Source organism: Microvirga ossetica, from assembly GCF_002741015.1.
In the GTDB taxonomy this organism is placed as follows: Bacteria; Pseudomonadota; Alphaproteobacteria; order Rhizobiales; family Beijerinckiaceae; genus Microvirga; species Microvirga ossetica.
On sequence record NZ_CP016616.1, the window covers coordinates 2257858 to 2278966 of the forward strand.

Consider the following 21109-nt stretch of genomic DNA (forward strand, 5'->3'; position numbering starts at 1 on the left):
GCGTCGATGAGGACGCGCGCATCGTGACGGATATCCGCAAGCAGCTCCTGGCCGCCTTCGACGCGGAGCATCGGGAGCATCTCCAGGCGATCCGCTCCGCGCTCGATCATGCGGATCGGGGCGAGATCGATCTGACGGACGTGTTCCGCCGAGCGCACAGTCTCAAGGGCGCTGCCCGCGCAGTCGACCTGCCGGCTGTCGAGGAGGTGGCGCATCAGCTCGAAGCGCTGTTCTCGCAAGTGCTCGAAGGGCAGCAATCGCTCGACGCGCCCACCGTCGCGACGGTGCGGCAGAACCTCGACCTGATCGAGGATCTCGTCGCGGATATGTCGAAGCCGCCGGAGCCGAAACCCCAGGCCCCCACCGTGCCGGCTTCGACGCCCGCATCCGGCGAACCGGAATCTCCGGCTCCGAAAGCCGATGCGACGGATAGCGGCGCGGGCTCCTATCTGCGCGTCGCCGCCGAGCAGATGGAGGAACTCTCCGATTCCATGTATCGGCTCCTGACGGAGCTGCAGGCGGATGAGGGCATCGACGACACGCTGCGGCAGATCGAGCAGGAGATTCGCGGGCTGCGCCGAGGCTGGGACCAGCTCTATGCGCAGGTGAACGCCTTAGGCTCCGCGGCTCGGCAAGAATCGAACGCGGCAGCGATACGAAGCGGCGGCTCCTTCGCCCCTCGCCTGCGCGATTTCGACCAGGGCCTGAAAACCCTGTTCCGCAGGCTGTCCGCCCTGTCGCGCGACCGGCGACAGTCGCGCTGGTCCATCGAGCAGGCCGCGAGCCAGGTGCGCGACAATATCGACCGCGTCTCGCTGGTATCGGCGGAAACGGTGTTCGGCGGCTTCGGCCACATGGTGCGCGAGATCGCCCGGAAGGCGGGACGGGACGTGCATGTGCGCAGCATCGGCCTCGACATCCAGGTGGACCGGCAGGTGCTCCAAGCGCTCAAGGATCCCGTGATGCATCTCCTGCGCAACGCGGTGAGCCACGGAGCGGAAATACCGGAGGAACGCGTCGCCAGGGGGAAGCCGGAGCGGGCCGAGGTGACCCTGGAGCTCGCCTCCCGCGGCGGGCGCCTCGCCATCAGCATCCGCGACGACGGGCGGGGACCGGATCTGCGCCGGATCGAGCAGGTAGCCATCGAGCGCGGCCTGCTCCAGCCACGCAGCCCCGACCATCCGCCTCCGATGTTGGATCAGCTGCTCGCCCTCGTCTTCGCGCCGGGGTTCTCGACCGCAGCCGAGGTGGACCGGCTCTCGGGGCGCGGCATGGGACTTTCCGTGGTGGCGGAAGCCGTGCGCAGGCTCCAGGGCAGCGTTCTCCTGCGGCCGCGCTATCCTCACGGAACCGAGGTTCTGCTGAACGTGCCCTTCACCGCGGCACGGCAGCCGCTGCTGCTGCTGGAGGCCGAGGAGCGGATGTTCGGGATGCCCTCGCATGCGGTCGAGCGGCTGCTGCGGCTGCGCTCCGACGGGCTGGAAAGTGTGGAAGGCCGTCCGGCCGCCCGGATCGAGATCGGGGGACAAGACGTTATCGTCCCAGTCGTCGCCCTCGCAGCCCTGACAGGATCCCCGAATGCCCCCCTCCCCACAGAGGCCGGACACGTGAAGGCCGTTCTTGTCCGTCACGGTTCCCGTACCTGCGCGCTTGCCGTCAACGCCTTCCACGACGTGCGCACCATGCTGGTGAGCGACGTTCAGGCGGTCGGGCTCGGCGAACTCGTCTCCGGAACCGTGCTTCTGGAAAACGAGATGCCAGCCCTGGTGCTGAGTCCCGACAAGCTGGTCGATCATTGGGTCAGGAACGAAGGCAGGCTCGCTGCGGGCGGCCTCGGCCTCGCCCAGTGGGCTCCCGAGGACGAGCGCCGCGCCAGAACGATCCTCGTGGTCGACGATTCCATCACCACCCGGACCCTCGAGAAGAGCATTCTCGAGGCGCAGGGCTACGAGGTTCTCCTCAGCGTCGACGGTATCGACGCACTGCATGTCCTGCGCTCGGGCGAGACGATCGTCGATCTCGTCATCGCCGATGTGGAAATGCCGCGCATGGACGGGTTCGGCCTGTTGCAGGCGATCAAGAACGACCCGAGGCTCTCCACCCTTCCCGTCATCCTGATGACCTCGCGCGCCGACCCGGAGGATGTGCGCAAGGGTCTCGATCTCGGCGCGAGCGCCTATATTACCAAGCAGAAGTTCGATCAGCGCGAGCTCTTGGCGACGATCGGGCAGGTGTTGTGAGTTTCGTCCGATGAGTATGGCGCCTCAGCCGCGGGTCCGTGTGATGGTCGTCGAGGATTCCCTCGTCGTCCGTCAGCTGCTGGTCCACATCATCGCCAGCGATCCCCGCCTCTTGGTGGCGGCCGCCGTCAGCTCGGCGGAGGAGGCCCTCCAGGAGATCGGCCGCGTGCAGCCGGACGTGATCTCGATGGATATCCGCCTGCCCGGGATGGACGGGTTGGAGGCGACCCGCCGGATCATGTCGGAGCAGCCGACGCCCATCGTCGTCATCGCCGACAGCATCGAGGATTCCTCGCTCAAGATCTCCATGAATGCTCTGAGAGCGGGCGCGCTCACCGTCGTGGAAAAGCCCGTCGGCCTCTCCAGCGCCGGCTATGCGGGGATCGCCAGCACCATCTGCACCCAGCTCTACATCATGAGCCAGGTCCCGGTGGTCCGTCAGCGCTCCTTCGCGCCATGGCGCGAGAAAACCATGTCCCCGGCTCCCAGGCGGGAGGCCGAATGGAAGGCGACGCGCCCGAGCGTCATGGGAATCGCCGCCTCGACCGGCGGGCCGCCGGCCCTTGCCAAGATCCTGAGCGCCCTGCCGGCAAATTTCCCGCTGCCGATCCTTCTCGTCCAGCACATGGGCGCTCCTTTCATGGAGGGCTTCGCCTCCTGGCTCAATGGACTGATGCCGCTCGACGTCCGGCTGGCGCAGGATCAGGAAATCCCGTCGGCCGGCTGCGTTTACGTCGCTCCCGGCGACCGGCATCTGCTCCTTTCCCCCGCGGGCACGCTGAGGGTGAGTGGCGATCCTCCCCTCGGCAATCAGCGCCCCTCGGCCACCATGCTGTTCCAGTCGATCGCGCGATCTGCCGGCCCGAGGGGACTCGGCGTCATTCTCACGGGGATGGGCGAGGACGGGGCGCAGGGCCTCGTCGAGATGCGCCAGGCAGGGGGCTATGCCCTGGCCGAGGATGAGAGCACGGCCGTCGTCTACGGCATGCCGGCAGCAGCGGCCCGCCTCGGGGGCGTCAATCTCAGCCTGCCCCTCGACCTGCTCGCACCGCGAATTCTGAAATTGGCGCAAGGGGACGGCGAATGAGCGCCGCCCCTGTCGCCCAGACCGCCGGAATCCTCCTGGTCGAAGATTCGGAGACTCAGGCGCTGCAGCTGCGCCATATGCTGGAGACGAACGGCTTTCACGTCTCGTGGCGCTCCACCGCGGAAGCCGCCCTCGACAGCCTGAACGAAAAGCTGCCCGATCTCGTCATCGCCGATTACCATCTGCCCGGCATGAACGGCGACGAGCTGACGCGGCAGATGCGGCTCAACGTGCGCACCCGGGCGCTCCCGGTGATCATGCTGACGGAAGCCCGGGAGCGTGCTGTCGAGCGCCAGGGGCTGGAGAGCGGCGCGGACGCCTACATTTCCAAATCGGCCGAGCAGGAGCTGATCATCCTGCGCATCAAGGCGCTGCTGCGCCGGCGCTCGTCGCCGATCGGCGATGCCCGGGAAGAGCGGCAATCCCCCAGCTTCGGCGCCTTCCGCCGCGCCTGCATCATCGTCGTGGACGACAGTCCCACCCGCAGCACCTATCTCCAGAACATGCTGACCCACGAGGGCTATGCGGTGACGGGAGCCCAGAACACTTCCGAGGCTCTCCGGCTGGTCCGCGCGCCGAACTCCACCTGGGACTGCGTTCTGGTGAACCTGCTCAGCCCAAGCTTCGACGGCATCGAGCTGTGCCGCCAACTGAACCTGTATCGTGGCCTCGCCCCGTTGCCCGGCACGGACGCCCCGACCTTCGCCATCGTTGGCCTCGGCAACGAGGAGGGTGGCGACATGCTCGCACGCGCCTTCGCCGCAGGCGTCGATGACATCGTTCCCTCGACGATCGAGCCCGACGTGATGCGCGTGCGCATCCGCGCCCTCGTCCGGCGCAAGCTGATGCAGGACGAGAACTGGCGCATCGAGGCGGAGCTGCGCGAGCGGGAGCTCGCCCTGGCGCGGGCACGGGCGGAAGCCGCCTCGGCGGAGGCGCTGGCCAATGCCAATCGCGAGCTCGAGGAGGCGAACGACCTCCTGAAGGGCACGCAGGCCCAGCTCGTCCAGGCGGCCAAGATGGCCTCCCTCGGCGAGCTCGTTGCAGGCATCGCGCACGAGATCAACAATCCTCTCGCCTTCATCCAGGCGCATCAGGGAACGGTGGACAGGCTCCTGGGCGAGATTGCCGCAAAGCTGCCGGCGGAGGCCGGGCTCGAGCGGCAGGTTCAGAAATCGCGCGACCGGGTCGCAGCCATGAAGCTGGGGCTCGCCCGGATTCAGGAACTCGTTCTCAACCTGAGGCGCTTCTCGCGCCTGGACGAAGGCGACTTCCAGACCGTCAACGTGCCTGAATCGATCGAGACCGTCCTCGCTCTCCTGGGCCACAAGCTCGGCACCCGGATCGACGTGCGCCGCCGCTACAACGCGGTTCCCGACCTCTATTGCTCGCCTGCCCTGCTGAACCAGGTGGTCATGAATATCGTCGGCAACGCCGCCGACGCGATCAAGGGGACCGGCGGCATAGACATTGAAACCGAGAGCAACAAGACAACCTATACGATCAGAATCAGCGATACGGGTCCGGGCATTCCTCCGGAATTGCGGGAGCGCATCTTTGAGCCGTTCTTTACGACCAAGCCCGTAGGGTCTGGAACTGGACTTGGTCTGGCTATCGCCTATAGCGTCGTTCAGGCCCACAAGGGATCGATCACGGTGGAGGCAGGCTCGCAGGGCGGCGCCAGCTTCATCATCACGATCCCGAGGCAGATTGTTGCATGACCTTGCCGAGTGAGATGAACCCAACGCATGGCACCATCCTGGTCGTCGACGACGAGCCGGACATCCTGATCGCCCTCGAGGACCTGTTCGAGGACGATTACCGGGTGCTGACCGCCTCGTCTCCGATCAAGGCGTTGGACATCATCCGGAAAGAGCCGGACATCGCGATCATCATCTCGGACCAGCGCATGCCCGAGATGCAGGGCGACGAGTTCCTGGCCAAGGCCCGGAATGTCACCGATGCGGAAGCGATCCTTCTCACGGGCTATGCCGACCTCAAGGCTGTCATCGGCGCGGTCAACAGGGGCCGCATCATGGCCTATGCGCCCAAGCCCTGGGACCCGGCCGCCCTCACCAACATGGTGGCCGCCGCCTATCAACGGCGCATGCTCGCCCGGGAGCTCGACACCGAGCGCTCCCTCCTGCACGGGCTGATGGACAGCACGGGCGACCTGATCTCGTTCAAGGATCTCGACGGCCGCTTCGTGCGCCTGAATGCAAGCAAGGCCCGCAGCCTCGGACACCCGGCCAGAAGGTGCCTGGGCCGCAAGGAGCGCGACTATGTCTCGCCCCAGCGCGCCGCCATGATCGAAGAGGCGGAGCGGCGAGCTATCGCAGCGCGCGCACCCGATGAGGTGATCGAGGAACGGACCACGCCCGACGGCACGACCCGGTGGTTTCTCATCAATCACATCCCGATCCTCGACGAGTCGGGAACCGTCACCAACCTCGCCACCATCGAGCGCGACATCACGGAACGCAAGATGATGGAAATGCGCCTGCGGCAGGCGGACAAGATGCAGGCTCTGGGAACGCTCGCCGGCGGCGTCGCGCACGACTTCAACAACCTGCTGATGGCGGTTCTCGGTAGCCTGGATCTTGCATCCCGCCGGGCTCCCGACGATCCGCGGCTGACGCGTCTCCTGCAGAACGCCACCTACGCGGCCGAGCGGGGCGCGTCGCTGACGCAGCGGCTCCTGAGCTTCAGCCGCCAGCGCGACATGCGGTTGCAGGCGGTCGACGTCAACCAGGTCATTACGGGCATGAACGACCTGCTGACGCGCACGCTCGGGGGGGTCGTCCGGATCGAGCGGAAGCTGACCGACGACCTGTGGACGGCCATGGTCGACCCGGACCAGCTGGAGTTGGCGATCCTCAACCTGTGCATCAACGCCCGCGATGCGATGGCCGAGAGCGGAACCCTGACTCTCTCCACCCGCAACGAGGCCGTGGAGGAGGGACGCATCGCCGAGCTGAACGGCGGGGATTACGTGGTGATCTCCGTGGCGGATACCGGCACCGGTATCCCGCCCGAGGTTCTGACCCGCGTGCTGGAGCCCTTCTTCACTACGAAGGAGGTCGGCAAGGGCACCGGCCTCGGCCTGCCCATGGTCTACGGCCTCGCCCAGCAATCCGGAGGCACCGTCACGATCCGCAGCACCGTCGGAGCGGGAACGACGGTCGAGCTCTACCTGTCCCGTGCGGCTGCGGAGCGGGAGGATGGCCCGCGCGAGAAGCAGACCATTGCCCCGGACGCGCCAAAGGTGCGCATTCTTCTCGTGGATGACGATGCGGAAGTAAGAACGGTCACGGCTGCATACCTCGCCGATATGGGTCACCGGGTCGTGGAGGCGGCCGATGGATCGTCGGCGCTCGACATCCTGAAAACCGACGACCAGCTCGACCTTCTCATCGCCGACTTCGCCATGCCCGGCATGACGGGGACTGACCTCGCCGACAAGGTGCGGGCGATCCGGCCGGAGATCGGCATCCTTCTGGTGACGGGCTATGCCGATCCAAGGCGCCTGCCGGAAGGTTATCCTATGCTGCACAAGCCCTTCAACCGCATCGATCTGGCGGCGAAGATCAGTGAGGCAGCGCGCCATCGGCTGAATTGAGGCGAAGGCGGTCAAAGGTTCGAATGCATGCTCTCCACGGTTCACAGCGCGTTTCGAGCAGCTTTATGCCTGAAACCGGGCGAAAATCGCGGAAAATTGACCTTTCGCGGGTGCGATTCGAGCTGCCGTAGGGGCAGAAAATGGTAAATTTCCTTTAAATATTATCCATTGTTGCATGGACAGATTGACAATTTCGGGGCTTCGCACCTTAACTCCGTCACAGAACGGCCACGAGTAGAGCCGTCTCAGAGGACCAAGGTAATGAAAAAATCAGCCCTTTTCGCAGCCATCTGCGTTCCGGCCTTCCTGGTCGCCGCTCCGCTGGCTGCCAAAACCCTCGTCTATTGCTCCGAGGGCAGCCCGGAGAACTTCTATCCCGGCGTCAACACCACCGGCACGTCCTTCGACGCGACCGAGCAGATCTACGACAACATCGTCGACTTTGAGCGCGGCGGCACGAAGGTCGTCCCCGGCCTCGCCGAGAAGTGGGACATCTCCGCTGACGGCACGGTCTACACCTTCCACCTGCGCAAGAACGCCAAGTGGCATTCCAACAAGAACTTCAAGCCGACCCGCAACCTGAACGCCGACGACGTCGTGTTCATGTTCGAGCGTCAGTGGAAGGAAGCGAACCCCTTCTTCAAGGTCACGAGCCCGAACCACTCCTACTTCAGCGACATGGGCATGCCCGCCCTGCTGAAGTCGGTGGAGAAGGTCGACGACTACACCGTCCGCGTCACGCTCAATAAGCCGGAGGCTCCGTTCCTGGCCAACCTCGCCATGCAGTGGGCGGGCGTTCAGTCCAAGGAATATGCCGACGCCATGCTGAAGGCCGGCACGCCGGAGAAGATCGACCAAGAGCCGGTCGGCACCGGCCCGTTCTATCTCGTCCAGTACCAGAAGGACGCCATCATCCGTTATAAGGCGTTCCCCGAGTACTGGGACGGCAAGGCGAAGATCGACGACCTCGTCTTCTCGATCACCCCGGACGCCTCCGTGCGTTGGGCCAAGCTCCAGAAGGGCGAATGCCACGTCATGCCGTATCCGAATCCGGCTGACCTCGACGCCATGAAGAAGGATCCGAACGTCACGGTCATGGATCAGGCCGGCCTGAACGTCGGCTATCTCGCCTACCAGACCACGAAGAAGCCCTTCGACGACGTGCGCGTCCGCAAGGCCTTCAACATGGCCATGAACAAGAAGGCGATCGTCGACGCGGTGTTCCTCGGCTCGGGCGTTCCCGCCACGAACCCGATCCCGCCGACCATGTGGTCGTTCAACAAGTCCATCAAGGACGACGAGTACAACCCGGAAGCGGCCAAGAAGCTCCTGGCCGAGGCCGGCTACCCGAACGGTCTCGAGACCGACCTCTGGGCCATGCCGGTTCAGCGCCCCTACAACCCGAATGCCCGCCGCATTGCCGAACTCATGCAGGCCGACCTCGCCAAGATCGGCGTGAAGGCCGAGATCAAGAGCTTCGAGTGGGGCGAGTATCGCAAGCGGGCCCAGGCCGGCGAGCACCAGATGGCTCAGCTCGGCTGGACGGGCGACAACGGCGATCCGGACAACTTCCTGCACACCCTGCTCGGCTGCGCCTCGGCGCAGAGCGCTTCGGGCTCGAACATCGCCAAGTGGTGCTACAAGCCCTTCGACGATCTCGTGACGAAGGCGAAGGTCGTGACCAACCAGGCCGAGCGCACCAAGCTCTACGAGGAAGCTCAGAAGATCTTCAAGGAGCAGGCTCCGTGGTTCACGGTGGCTCACGCCGTGCAGCTGAAGCCGGTCCGCAAGGAAGTCGTGGATTTCAAGCTCTCGCCGTTCGGCCGCCACACCTTCTATGGCGTCGACATCAAGGGCAAGTAAGCTAATCCCTTCAACCTACGGCGGAGCGGCTTAAAAAAGCCGCTCCGCCTTTTTACGTTCAGACGATGCTCAGATTCATTTTCACCCGTGTCAGCCTGATCATCCCGACCTTCATCGGGATCACGTTGCTGGCTTTCTTCCTGATCCGCCTCGTACCGGGCGATCCCATCGAAACGCTTGCCGGCGAGCGCGGCATCGATCCCGCCCGCCACGAGCAACTCCGCAAGGAATACGGCTTCGACAAGCCGGTCATCGTCCAATACGGGATCTATCTGTCCCGCGTCCTCCAGGGCGATCTGGGCAAGTCGATGATCACGCAGGAGCCGGTGCTGAGCGAGTTCTCGTCGCTGTTCCCGGCGACCATCGAGCTGGCGCTCTGCGCCATCATCTTTGCTCTCGTTCTCGGGCTTCCAGCGGGAATTATCGCGGCGATCCGACGAAATTCGATCTTCGATCATGGCGTGATGGGCATTTCGCTCGCCGGCTATTCCATGCCGATCTTCTGGTGGGGCCTCATCCTCATCCTGCTGTTTTCGGTGCAGTTCGACCTGACGCCCGTCTCGGGTCGCATCGACGTGCTCTATTATATCGAGCCCGTCACCGGCTTCCTTCTGATCGACACGCTCCTGTCCGATGAGCCGGAGGCGTTCTGGTCCGCCGTCAGGCACCTGATCCTGCCCACCATCGTGCTCGGCACGGTGCCGCTTGCGGTGATCGCCCGCATGACCCGCTCGGCGATGCTGGAAGTCCTCGGCGAGGATTACATCCGCACCGCCAAGGCCAAGGGCCTCCCCCGGTTCCGCATCGTCGCTCTGCATGCCCTGCGCAATGCGCTCATTCCGGTCGTGACCGTGATCGGCCTGCAGGTGGGCGTGCTGTTCACGGGCGCGATCCTCACCGAGACCATTTTCTCATGGCCAGGCGTCGGCAAGTGGCTCATCGATGCCATTTTCCGGCGCGACTATCCCGTGCTGCAGGGCGGTGCGCTCCTGCTCGGCGTTGTCGTGATGGGCGTCAATCTTCTCGTCGATCTTGCCTACGGTCTCATCAATCCTCGCATCAGGCATACGCGATGACCACTGAAATCATGGAAGCTCCGGCGGTCTCCGTGCCGACGGCCACCCCGCCCCATCCGCTGCGCGAGTTCTGGAGCTATTTCAGCGCCAACCACGGCGCCGTCGCCGGCCTTGTCGTGATCGTGACCGTGGTGCTCGTAGCGCTCTTGGCCGATGTGATCGCCCCGCATTCGCCCTATTTGACCGACACCTCCATCGCCCTGAAGCCACCGTTCTGGCAGGAGGGCGGCTCCTTCGCCTATCCGCTCGGCACCGATCCCATCGGCCGCGACATCCTCTCGCGCATGATCTACGGCGCACGGCTGTCGCTCCTCATCGGCATCGTGGTGGTGGCGATCTCCATCGTCGTCGGTACGGTGCTCGGCCTCGTCGCGGGCTTCTTCCGCGGCCTGACCGAAATCTTCATCATGCGCCTGATGGACATCGTCCTCACCCTGCCGAGCCTCCTGCTCGCCATCGTGATCGTGGCGGTGCTTGGCCCGGGCCTCATGAACGCGATGCTGGCAGTGGCTCTCGTGATCTTGCCGCATTACGTACGTCTCGCCCGCGCGGCGGTGATCACCGAAACCTCCAAGGACTACGTCATGGCAGCTCGCGTGAGCGGCGCCGGCACGATGCGCCTGATGTTCAGGGAAGTGCTGCCGAACTGCACCGCTCCGCTGATCGTGCAGGCCTCTCTCGGCATCTCGACCGCCATCCTCGACGCGGCGGCGCTGGGCTTCCTCGGCCTCGGCGCGCAGCCGCCCTCGCCCGAATGGGGCACCATGCTGGCCGATGCCCGCGAGTTCGTGCTCCGCGCCTGGTGGGTCGTGACCTTCCCGGGGTTGGCCATCCTCATCACCGTGCTCGCCTTCAATCTCCTTGGCGACGGCCTCCGCGACGCCCTCGACCCGAAGCTGAAGAGGTCCTGATCATGGCGCTTCTTGAAATCGAGAATCTCGTCGTCGAATTTCAGACCTCCACCGGCATGTTCCGCGCGGTCGACGGCGTGTCGCTCAAGGTCGACGAGCGCGAGGTCCTGGCGATCGTCGGAGAATCCGGCTCTGGCAAATCCGTGTCGATGCTCGCCGTGATGGGCCTTCTGCCGTGGACGGCGAAAGTGACGGCCGACAAGATGACCTTTAACGGCCGCGATCTTCTTGGGCTGTCCGATTCCGAGCGTCGCAAGATCGTCGGCAAGGACATCGCGATGATCTTTCAGGAGCCGGTGGCAAGCCTCAATCCCTGCTACACGGTCGGCTTCCAGATCGAGGAGGTGCTGCGCTTCCACCTCGGCCTCGGGCGGGCTCAGCGGCGTGTACGCGCCATCGAGCTTCTGACCGCGGTCGGCATCCCCGATCCCGCCGAGCGTCTGGACTCGTTCCCGCATCAGATGTCCGGCGGCCAGTGCCAGCGCGTGATGATCGCCATGGCCATCGCCTGCAATCCGAAGCTCCTGATCGCCGACGAGCCGACTACGGCGCTCGACGTCACGATCCAGAAGCAGATCCTCGACCTTCTCGTAAAGCTTCAGGCCGAGCACGGGATGGGAATGATCATGATCACCCACAATATGGGCGTGGTCGCAGAGACCGCCGACCGTGTCGTGGTTCAGTACAAAGGCCGCAAGATGGAAGAGGCGGACGTTCTGTCGTTGTTCGAGAATCCGCGCAGCAACTACACGAAGGCCCTGCTGTCTGCATTGCCCGACAACGCGACGGGCGACCGCCTGCCCACCATCGCCGACTATTTCAAGGACGGAAGCGAGATCGCCGGAGCGGCCGTATCATGAGTGTTGTTCTCGAAGCCCGAAATATCGTCCGGGATTATCATTTACCCGGGGGCCTCTTCTCCAAGGGTAAAACTGTCCACGCCGTGAAGGGCGTGAGCTTCACGGTCGAGAAGGGTAAGACCCTTGCCATCGTCGGCGAAAGCGGCTGCGGGAAATCCACGCTCGCGCGCATTCTCACGCTGATCGACCCGGCAACGTCCGGCGATCTCCTCATCCAGGGGAAAAAGGTCGACATCGCGAAGGGAGACCTCACGAAGGATCTCCGGCGCGAAGTGCAGATCGTGTTCCAGAATCCCTATGGTTCGCTCAACCCCCGCCAGAAGATCGGCGATGTGCTGGCAGCACCGCTGGTGATTCATGGCAACGCGTCAGCTGCCGAGCGCCGCGATCGCGCCATGGCGATGTTGAAGAAGGTCGGCCTCGCCGAAGAGCATTTCAACCGTTATCCGCACATGTTCTCCGGCGGTCAGCGCCAGCGTATCGCGATTGCCCGTGCCCTGATGCTCAATCCGAGCCTGCTCGTTCTCGACGAGCCGGTGTCGGCGCTCGACCTGTCGGTCCAGGCGCAGGTGCTGAACCTGCTGGCCGATCTGCAGGATGAGTTCAACCTCACCTATGTCTTCATCAGCCACGACCTGTCGGTGGTTCGCTACATCGCCGATGACGTGATGGTGATGTATTTCGGCGAAGCGGTCGAATACGGAACCCGCGACCAAGTGTTCTCCGATCCCAAGCACGATTACACCAAGACCCTCTTCGCAGCGACGCCGCGTGCGGACCCTGCGAGCATCAAGGCGCGGTTGGCGCGGAAGGCGGCCGCCTAAGAAACCTCATGCAGGCAGCGGCAGTCGCTTGGCAGTCGCTGCCTGCTCGACATTCTGCGAATTAGCCGGCTCCGGCAATTTCTCCTCGCCGCTTGCGACCTTCAGGCACTGCACCACCGCGTCCCTCAGCGACGACACGTAATAATTCGCGCCGAGGGTTGCGCGCATGGTCTCGCTTTTCAGAACGGCGTCCTCCGCAGGCCAGAGACCGACGAGGGCCGGCGCCTTCGCCTTCTGCTTCAGCCGCCGCAGCAGATAGCGCAGATGGGCCGGCGTGCCGCTGATCTCGAGGTAGCTGATGCACACCATCTGCACCCCGGTCATGTCGAGACTGAATATCTCCCGGCGTGAGACGGCCGCATGAGGGACGACACGGGTGCCGAGCCCGTGCTTGCTGAGAAGCTGCGACAGCATCTCGGACGCGGCCTCGTCGAGGGGACCGCGGCCGGCGACGCACAGAATCGCTCCTTCCGCCTTCCAGGCCTCCGGAATCTCGCGCGCCTGCGGCAGCGGAGCCGCCGCGGCCGGCTGCTTGTTGGCGGGTTTCTCGCTGGCGGGAGGAGCGACAGGCTCGTCTTCGGTCTCCGCCGGATGAGGCTCGACATCCTCATGACCGCCGAGATCCTGCACGAGGGCCCGGATCACATCCCTGACCTGATCGAGCTGGCGCTGAGTCAGGACGCCGCGCGTCGCATCGTTGGCGGCAAGCTGCAGGCCTCTGAGAGCAACCTCGTCGTAATAGGACGTGAGGGAGCGCTCTTTCAGCAGGACTTCCGCCGATTCCAGAGCTTCGTCCGGATCGCCCGCGAGCATGCGCTGATAGAGGTTTTCCGCCGGCGTGAGAGCGGGTCGGTCGCCCAGGAGGACGTCGAGGAACTCAAGCCGCTCCACATGTCGCCCCAGCACCACGAGGCAGAGCGTCAGGGGCGTGGCGATAAGCAGGCCCACGGGCCCCCAGAGCCAAGTCCAGAAGATCGCGGAGATGACGACGGCGAAGGGAGAGAGCCCCGTGCTCTGCCCGTAGACGATAGGCTCGACCACATGCCCCATGAGCGGCTCGCCGATCAGGAACAGCGCCAGGGTCATGAGAGCCATGGACCAGCCGGGATCGACAGAGGCGGCGAGCAGGATCGGCGGGATGGCTGCAACGAAGGAGCCGATATAGGGCACGAAGCGCATCAGGGCTACGAACACTCCCCACAGGATGGGGCTCGGCACCCCGATCAGCCATAAGCCGATGGCGGCCACGACACCGAAGGCGGCGTTCAGGGCAAGCTGGGTCAGGAAATATCGGCTGAGCCGGCGCGCCGCATCATCCATGGCGACCGTGGTGCGATGAAGGTCGCTCGAACCGAACAGACGGATCATTCGGTCGCGCAGATCCTCGCGCTGCATGAGGATGAAGATCAGCACCACGAACACGATGCCCGTGGTTGCCAGCGGCTCGAGCAGCGGCAGCAGAAAATCTCTGGCCACCTGGACCGGCGTCGGTTCCGGCTCATGGACTTCCACCGGCAAGGGACCCGACGGCTCGGCGGCCGGAGGCGCGGGCGCGCTGGGAGATGCCGGCGCCTGCTGCTCCGGCGGCGGCTCGGCGACGGCCTTGTCGAAGCGGCGGCCGAAATCTTTCAGGAGAGCCGGCAGCTTTCCCAGGGTTCCTTCCCTGAGAGAGCTGATCTTGCTCTCGATGGTGGTCTGATAGCGAGGAATGTCGGAAGCGAGACCGGCGACCTGGAAGCCGATGATCGCGCCCAGGGACAGGATGATCCCAAGAGCGACCAGCACCGCAATGATGACGGCCGGTACGCGGCCCATATGCCATTTGCGCATCACATCGACGAACGGCGCCAGCACGAACGCCAGAAGGATGGCGAGCACCACGGGCAGGAACACGTCCTGCCCCACATAGAGCGCCGCCAGCACGACGACCGCCACGGTCAATGTCAGCAAGCCCGAGAGGCCCGGAACGCCGGGAGGCTGAATTTCCGTCTCCGGGGGTGGCGTAACAGGGGCTGGCGTGGGACGCATACGGTCGATCTCTGCTGAGCCGCGAGACGATCTCGCCGACCTGCAAACAACGTGTTCGAAGGCCAAACGATCCTTGAGCGTAGCAGCAAGCTTGTCAGCCTGAGAAACGCTGGGACGTTTTGCCATCTGCAAGCGCGGGAATCCGATCCCATCTCAGCCGGATCCCGACGATCCCGTCTTCTAAGCTCCGGTCCCATGTCGATCACCAGACGCCATCTCCTGATCGGTGCAGCCCTTGCTGCCTCCCCGAGCGCCCACGCCCAGCAGGACAGACCCGCTTCGATGCCCATCAAGACCCAGCGCAATTCCTTCAGGAGCGGGGGCAAGACCATTGCCGTCGAAACCTTCCAGACCGCGGGCGCCTCGCCTCGTCCCGCGGTTCTCATGCTGCATGGCGCGGACGGCCTGAATACCAACACGCAGTACCGCGAGGGCGCGCGCAACGTGGCTGCCGCCGGCTACCAGGTTCATCTCGTGCACTATCTCGACAGAACGGGCGAGAGACGGGCGTCCTTCAGCACCCTGTTTCAGAACTTCATGCCCTGGATGAGCACCGTGCAGGATGCGCTGGCCTTCGCAGCCGATCAGCCGGGGGCAGATCCGTACCGCATCGGCATCGTCGGCATTTCGCTGGGCGCGGCGCTGGGGCTTGCCGTGGCGAGCACGGAACCCCGCGTGAAGGCGCTGGTGAATTATTTCGGGCCTCTGCCGCAGGGTGCGATTGCCGCCACGTCCAAGCTGCCGCCGACTTTGGTCCTGCACGGCTCGGCCGACCCCATCGTGCCTGTGTCGAACGCCTACGCGGTCGAAGCGCTGCTGCGCCAGCAGAACGTGCCGCACGAGATCAAGGTCTATCCCGGTCAGGGCCACGGCTTCCGTGGTGCGGCGGAGAGCGATGCCACGGCCAGATCCCTGGCATTCCTGCAACGCCATCTCTCCGACGTCGCGGCGCCCGCCAAGTCGGGCCCCCTTCCCGCGAACGGCTGAGGCGATTAAGACTAGGCCCCTTCATTCAGACGCAGGAGCGATCATGACGGCTTCAGACGCGGCTCTCGCAGGCAATCCTCTTCTCACATCGTGGACGACGCCCTTCGGTCTTCCACCCTTCGAAAGCATCGCGCCGGAGCATTATAAGCCCGCCTTCGACACGGCGCTCGCCGAGCAGCAGGCCGAGATCGCCGCCATCGCGGACAATGCGGAGGCGCCCACCTTCGCCAACACGATCGAGTCGTTGGAGACGAGCGGCCGGACGCTGAAGAAGGTCAGCGGCGTGTTCTTCAATCTCGCGGGCTCGCACACCAACGATGCGATCCAGGCGGTCGAGCGCGAGATGGCGCCGCTCCTCGCTAAGCACCGCAACAGCATCTTCATGAACGAGGCGCTCTACAAGCGCGTGGCGGCGCTCTACGACAAGCGCGACAGCCTCGGTCTTACCCCCGAGCAATCCCGCGTCCTCGACCGCTACCACACCATTTTCGTGCGCGCCGGCGCGAAGCTCGGGCCGGAGGAGAAGAAGCGTCTCGCCGCGATCACGGAGCGGCTGGCAAGCCTCGGCACGCAATTCTCGCAGAATGTTCTGGCCGACGAGAAATCCTATCAGCTCGTTCTCGACGGCGAGGCGGATCTCGAAGGCCTGCCGTCCTTCCTGCGCGAGGCCGCGGCCCAGGCGGCGGAGGAGCGCGGCCTAAAGGGCAAGCATGTCATCACGCTCTCCCGCTCGAGCATCGAGCCGTTCCTGCAATTCTCCAAGCGGCGCGACCTGCGCGAACAGGCCTTCAAGGCCTGGGCAGCGCGCGGTGATAACGGCAATGCCACCGACAACAAGGCGATCATCGCCGAGACGGCGGCCCTGCGTTCGGAGCGGGCAAAGCTTCTCGGCTACGAGACCTTCGCCGATTTCAAGCTCGCCGACACGATGGCGAAGACGCCCGGCAATGTGCAGAAGCTCTTGGATGATGTCTGGGCGCCGGCGATTGCCCGCGCCGAGGGCGAGCGCGACGACCTGCAGGCCCAGGCGCAATCGGTCGGCGACAACATCGCCATCGAGCCGTGGGACTGGCGCTATTATGCCGATCAGGTGCGCATGGCGCGCCACAATCTCGACGAGGCGACGATCAAGCCGTACTTCCAGCTCGACCGCATCATCGAGGCTTCGTTCGAAACGGCGCAAAGACTCTTCGGGCTGAGCTTCGAGGAGCTGAAGGATTTCCCGCGCTATCATCCCGATATCCGCGCCTGGCAGGTCAAGGATGCGCAAGGCACCCCTGTCGGCACCTTCATCGGCGATTATTTCGCACGCCCATCCAAACGCAGCGGCGCCTGGATGAGCGCCTTCCGCTCGCAGGAAAAGCTCGGCGGCGACATTCGCCCGATCATCGTCAACGTGATGAACTTCTCGAAGGGCGCGGCGGGCGAGCCGTCACTCCTGAGCTTCGACGATGCGCGCACGCTGTTCCACGAATTCGGCCATGGCCTCCACGGCCTGCTTTCGAACGTGACCTATCCGCTTTTGGCCGGCACAGCCGTGTCGACGGATTTCGTCGAGCTGCCATCGCAGCTCTACGAGCACTGGCTCTCGCAGCCGGATATCCTGCGCCGCTACGCGACCCATTACCGGACCGGCGAGCCGATTCCCGAGGCACTGCTCGAACGGCTCATGGCCGCGCGCAACTTCAACCAGGGCTTCGCCACGGTCGAATATCTCGCCTCCGCCTTCGTCGATCTCGCGCTTCATCGCCGCAAGGATCTTAGTGACCTCGACGTGTCTGCTTTTGAGAAGGAAACGCTGCAGACGATCGGCATGCCGCGCGAGATCATCATGCGCCACCGCACGCCGCATTTCACGCATGTGTTCTCGGGCGACGGCTATTCGTCAGGCTATTACAGCTATCTCTGGTCGGAGGTGCTCGACGCGGATGCCTTCACCGCCTTCGAAGAAACGGGCAACGCCTTCGACAAGGGCATGGCGGACAAGCTGAAAGCCTTCATCTACTCCGCCGGCAACCTGCGCGACCCAGCCGAAGCCTATACGGCGTTCCGCGGACGGCTGCCCACGGCAGACGCGCTTCTTGCCAAGCGCGGATTGGTGGCGGTGGTGGAAGACGCTTGAGGTGAACTGGCGGGCCCGAACCGGCCCGTCACGCCGTCCCGGTCGTGAACTCGCGCGAGCGCCTCATCGCGTAGAAGCGGATCTTGCCGATTCGCGGAGTGTCCTTGGGCGAGGCCTGAGTCGTGGGAAGCGGACGCAGGACGCTCTTCAGGAAAGCCGCACCTTGCGGATCGATCTCCAGGGCTTTCGCGTCGAGCACCGGCATGGGCAGCTTTCCCTTCTGGTTCGTGTTTGTTCGGAAACGCTACGCCCGCTAAGAAAAACACCTAAGCTTGGGCGAAGTTCCGTCGATCAGCGCGAGAACCGCAACTCGCTGACCTGTTGGGACACCCGCCCGGGGCGCACGATAGACTCCGAAAAATGGGCTTTATTGGGGCTGTCGGGAAAACGCTGCGGTTCCAGGCAGAGGCCGCCGTGCCGACCGTATCGGGCGCCATCCAACCCTGCCACGGGCATATCGATCAGGTGGCCGTCATAAAACTGGACTCCGGGCTCCGTGGTCCAGAGCTCCATCGAAAGGCCGTTTCTGCGGGAGGCCAGGGTTGCCGCGTGGCGAAGCTCGCCAGAGGGCCTGCGCAGCACGTAGTTGATGTCGTAGAGAATATGCTGCGCCCCGTGGACCGGGCGGGCGGCCGTAAAATCGTAGTCCGTGCCGGCCACCGCCACGATCTCGCCGGTGGGGATGAGATCGGGCCGAGTCGGCGTGATGTAATCGCCCACGATCGCCAGCTCGTGCGCCGAGATATCGGGGCTGCCATCGAGGTTGAAATAGCCGTGGGTGGTGAGGTTGACCGGCGTCGGCCTGTCGCTTGTCGCTTCGAGCGCGATCCGCAGCCGGGACGATTCGAGGAGCGTATAGGTGCACGTCGCCACGAGGCGGCCGGGATAGCCCATGTCGCCGTCTTCCGACACGAGCCCCAGGGTCAGGCTGGAGGGCGTGTGATCGACGATGCTCCACAGGCGCGTGCCGAAGCCCATGCTGCCGCCGTGGAGCTGATTTTTTCCCTCGTTCGCATCGAGTTCGTAAGTCTCCCCGTCCAGGGTGAACCGCGCCCCGCCGATGCGGTTGCCATAGCGTCCCACGATGGCGCCGAAATAGGGGGAATGGGCGACGTAGTCCTCGATGGAATTGAGGCCCAGCACCACGCGCTGGGATCCGCCCGCGAGCGGCACGACGAGATCGCGCACCACCGCGCCCCAGGTGAGGATTTTCGCCTCTATCCCGTCGGGTCCCTTGAGCGAGACCTGCAGGACGTCCTGCCCGTTGAGGGAGCCGAAGCGCTCGATCGTCATGATGCTTACCCCTCGAAGAGATGGGTCTTCAGGCCGCGGATGCCGCCGGTCTCGACCTGGAAGAGATGCCCCGCCATCACGTCGAGATGCGGGTCGTGGCCGATAGCGGCGGTGGTGATGTAGAGCGTGGTCAGATCCGGCCCGCCGAAGGCGCATTTCGTGACCTGCGCGGTCGGGACGGGCACGACGCGCTCGACCGATCCGTCCGGTGCGAAGCGGGTGATGCGCGAGGCGCCCCAGTGGCAAACCCAGACATAGCCCTCTGCGTCGACCGCCATGCCGTCCGGATGGCCCCAGGCCTGCTCGAACCGGGCGAAGGGGCGCGGCTCGCCGATCCGGCCGCCCTCGGCATCGAGGGCGTAGACCGTCTGCTTCATCGTATCGGTAGCGTAGAGAAGGCGCCCGTCGGGGCTGAAAGCCGGCCCGTTGGTGACGACGATGCCGGAATGGAACTGGGTCAGCTCCTTGCCGTCCCAGCGCCAGAAGGCGCCCGATTCGGTCTTCTCCTCGTCGTCCATGGTGCCGAAATAGATCGCGCCGTCCGGCCCCACATGCCCGTCGTTGATGCGGTTGTTCGGCTTGTCCTTGTCGGGCGAGACGATGGGCTGCACCGCGCCCGTCCTGAGGTTGAAACGGGCGAGGCCCGACTTGAAGCCGGCGATGACCTCATCCTCGTCGGGGGTGAGCGCGATGAAGCCGATCCGCTCGGGCGCATCGATGCGAAAATGCTCCTTCGCTTCCTGACGGTAGTGCCAGATGCCGGGGTTCTTGATGTCGACCCAGAAGAGCGTGTTCGAGCGGTGGTCCCAGACGGGTCCCTCGCCCAGCATGCAGGCGCTGGCCACCGCCACATGCGGCGTCTGCGGATGAACGGCTGGATGTGTCATGATCTCTCCCCTTTTAGGGTCATTGGCTGATCCCTCGCTCTGCCGGTAACTCCGGCGGCGTGGGACGGGGTCCCTCACCCTGGTACGCTCTGGGCGATTCGATGCGCCAGGGCGACAAGGCTCATATCGGAGCCGGCTGGCCCCATGATCGACAATCCCAGCGGCGCGCCGAGGCGGGAGGCGAGCGGGATCGAGACGTGGGGCAATCCCGACAGCACCGACAGGCAGAGCAGGTTCAGGGCGTTGTTGCGGTAGTCGTTCAGGGACTCGTCGCTCTCGGAGAGAAGCGGCGCGATGTCGGGCATGGTCGGCAGGACCAGCACCGCGTCGTTGCCAATGAGGGCGCCGAACCGCTCGCGGAACGAGGCCCGAATCACCTTCGCCTCCGCCACCTGGGCATCGGTGACCGCTTTCGAGAATTCGAACCTGTCGGCCACGCCGGGACCGAGGGGCGGCCGGTAGCGCTCGATCATCGGCCCGTCGACAATCCAGGCCTCGCGGCTCTGGATGTAGCGCATGGCCCAATAGAGCGCGGTGAATCCTTCCACGGCCACATCGACCTTCTCAGCCTGCCCGAGAACGGCCTCCGACTGACGAAGCGCCGGCGCGAGGGCCTCCCGCACATCCCCATGGAGCAGGGCGAAGGCATCCTGCGCCAGCAGCACCCGGGGATTCTCCGGCAGGGGCGAGCGGTCCGATCCGAGCAGCACCTCGCCGACCCGCACGAAGGTGGCGCCGTCGCGGGTGAAGTAGCCGCAGGAGTCGAAGGAGGGCGCCAGATCGTGGCAGAGTTCCAGGCTGACCCGGCCATGGGTCGGGCGGATGCCGAAGAGACCGCAATGATTCGCCGGCGCGCGGACCGAGCCGCCCGTATCGGTGCCGAGCGCAAAGTCGCACAGCCCGTTCGAGACGGCCGCCGCCGAACCGGCGGACGAGCCGCCCGGGATCCGGTCGGGCGCGCCTCCGTTCACCGGGGTGCCGAAATGGGCGTTCTTGCCGCTCATGGAAAAGGCGAGCTCGTCGGTGATCGTCTTGCCCACAAGGCGGGCGCCGGCATCGAGCAGCTTCTGCACGGTCGGAGCCGTCCGCGTCTTGATCCCGGACATGGCGAGCATGTGCGGCGAGCCGCAGCCGGTGGGATAGCCCGCGACATCGAACAGGTCCTTGGCGGCGAAGGTCAGGCCCGACAAGGGGCCGCTCGGGGCATTGGCCATCGGAACGGCCGGATAGGGCATGAAGGCATGGGCGGGATCGCGGTCGAGGAGCATGGATTCACTACACCACGGGGACGAGGGGACGGCGAATGTGTCAC

16 protein-coding genes are annotated in these 21109 nt (G+C 64.9%); 11 read left to right on the forward strand and 5 right to left on the reverse strand.

Annotated elements, in window-relative coordinates; genetic code table 11:
- Window positions 1-23: 23 nt before the first annotated feature.
- The 9 genes from BB934_RS10615 (at window position 24) to BB934_RS10655 (ending at window position 12480) form a co-directional block, all read left to right on the forward strand.
- Window positions 24-2240: a hybrid sensor histidine kinase/response regulator gene (locus BB934_RS10615; RefSeq protein WP_099509600.1), complete on the forward strand. Its 2217-nt coding sequence runs from the start codon at window positions 24-26 to the stop codon at window positions 2238-2240.
- A gap of 10 nt (window positions 2241-2250) precedes the next feature.
- Window positions 2251-3327: a chemotaxis-specific protein-glutamate methyltransferase CheB gene (cheB, locus tag BB934_RS10620; protein WP_099509601.1), complete on the forward strand. Its 1077-nt coding sequence runs from the start codon at window positions 2251-2253 to the stop codon at window positions 3325-3327.
- Complete coding sequence (locus tag BB934_RS10625; protein ID WP_099509602.1) at window positions 3324-5048, forward strand: response regulator; 1725 nt, start codon at window positions 3324-3326, stop codon at window positions 5046-5048. The genes cheB and BB934_RS10625 overlap by 4 nt, the downstream gene beginning before the upstream one ends.
- Window positions 5045-6946: a response regulator gene (locus BB934_RS10630; protein ID WP_099509603.1), complete on the forward strand. Its 1902-nt coding sequence runs from the start codon at window positions 5045-5047 to the stop codon at window positions 6944-6946. Before BB934_RS10625 ends, BB934_RS10630 begins: the two co-directional genes overlap by 4 nt.
- Before the next feature lie 261 nt (window positions 6947-7207).
- Window positions 7208-8809, forward strand: coding sequence for an ABC transporter substrate-binding protein (locus tag BB934_RS10635; RefSeq protein ID WP_099509604.1), 1602 nt, complete (start codon window positions 7208-7210; stop codon window positions 8807-8809).
- 65 nt (window positions 8810-8874) lie between these two features.
- A complete protein-coding gene (locus BB934_RS10640) occupies window positions 8875-9885 on the forward strand; it encodes an ABC transporter permease subunit (protein WP_099509605.1) in 1011 nt (336 codons plus the stop codon).
- A complete protein-coding gene (locus tag BB934_RS10645; RefSeq protein WP_099509606.1) occupies window positions 9882-10796 on the forward strand; it encodes an ABC transporter permease subunit in 915 nt (304 codons plus the stop codon). The genes BB934_RS10640 and BB934_RS10645 overlap by 4 nt, the downstream gene beginning before the upstream one ends.
- A gap of 2 nt (window positions 10797-10798) precedes the next feature.
- A complete protein-coding gene (locus BB934_RS10650) occupies window positions 10799-11656 on the forward strand; it encodes an ABC transporter ATP-binding protein (protein WP_099509607.1) in 858 nt (285 codons plus the stop codon).
- A complete protein-coding gene (locus BB934_RS10655) occupies window positions 11653-12480 on the forward strand; it encodes an ABC transporter ATP-binding protein (RefSeq protein WP_099509608.1) in 828 nt (275 codons plus the stop codon). Before BB934_RS10650 ends, BB934_RS10655 begins: the two co-directional genes overlap by 4 nt.
- A gap of 6 nt (window positions 12481-12486) precedes the next feature.
- Here BB934_RS10655 and BB934_RS10660 read toward each other — a convergent pair whose 3' ends face one another.
- Window positions 12487-14508 carry an AI-2E family transporter gene (locus BB934_RS10660; RefSeq protein WP_099509609.1) on the reverse strand — a complete coding sequence of 674 codons (2022 nt, stop codon included), beginning with the start codon at window positions 14506-14508 and terminating at the stop codon, window positions 12487-12489.
- Window positions 14509-14703: 195 nt separating this feature from the next.
- On the opposite strand from BB934_RS10660, the gene BB934_RS10665 reads away from it, so the two are divergent.
- The gene (locus tag BB934_RS10665) at window positions 14704-15495 is read left to right on the forward strand and encodes a dienelactone hydrolase family protein (protein WP_237050246.1); all 792 of its coding nucleotides are present in this window, start codon (window positions 14704-14706) and stop codon (window positions 15493-15495) included.
- Between the two features lie 43 nt (window positions 15496-15538).
- Window positions 15539-17617, forward strand: a complete 2079-nt coding sequence (locus BB934_RS10670; protein ID WP_099509610.1) for a M3 family metallopeptidase — start codon at window positions 15539-15541, stop codon at window positions 17615-17617.
- A gap of 28 nt (window positions 17618-17645) precedes the next feature.
- On the opposite strand, the gene BB934_RS47015 is transcribed toward BB934_RS10670, so the two are convergent.
- The 4 genes from BB934_RS47015 to BB934_RS10685 all read right to left on the reverse strand — a co-directional run bounded on the left by BB934_RS47015 (window position 17646) and on the right by BB934_RS10685 (window position 21065).
- A complete protein-coding gene (locus tag BB934_RS47015; protein WP_157934127.1) occupies window positions 17646-17822 on the reverse strand; it encodes a hypothetical protein in 177 nt (58 codons plus the stop codon).
- Window positions 17823-17908: 86 nt separating this feature from the next.
- Complete coding sequence (locus tag BB934_RS10675) at window positions 17909-18910, reverse strand: aldose epimerase family protein (RefSeq protein ID WP_099509611.1); 1002 nt, start codon at window positions 18908-18910, stop codon at window positions 17909-17911.
- A gap of 5 nt (window positions 18911-18915) precedes the next feature.
- A complete protein-coding gene (locus BB934_RS10680) occupies window positions 18916-19797 on the reverse strand; it encodes an SMP-30/gluconolactonase/LRE family protein (protein WP_099509612.1) in 882 nt (293 codons plus the stop codon).
- A gap of 74 nt (window positions 19798-19871) precedes the next feature.
- Window positions 19872-21065 (reverse strand): amidase, encoded by a 1194-nt coding sequence (locus tag BB934_RS10685; RefSeq protein WP_099509613.1) that lies wholly within the window; start codon window positions 21063-21065, stop codon window positions 19872-19874.
- Between the last annotated feature and the right edge of the window lie 44 nt (window positions 21066-21109).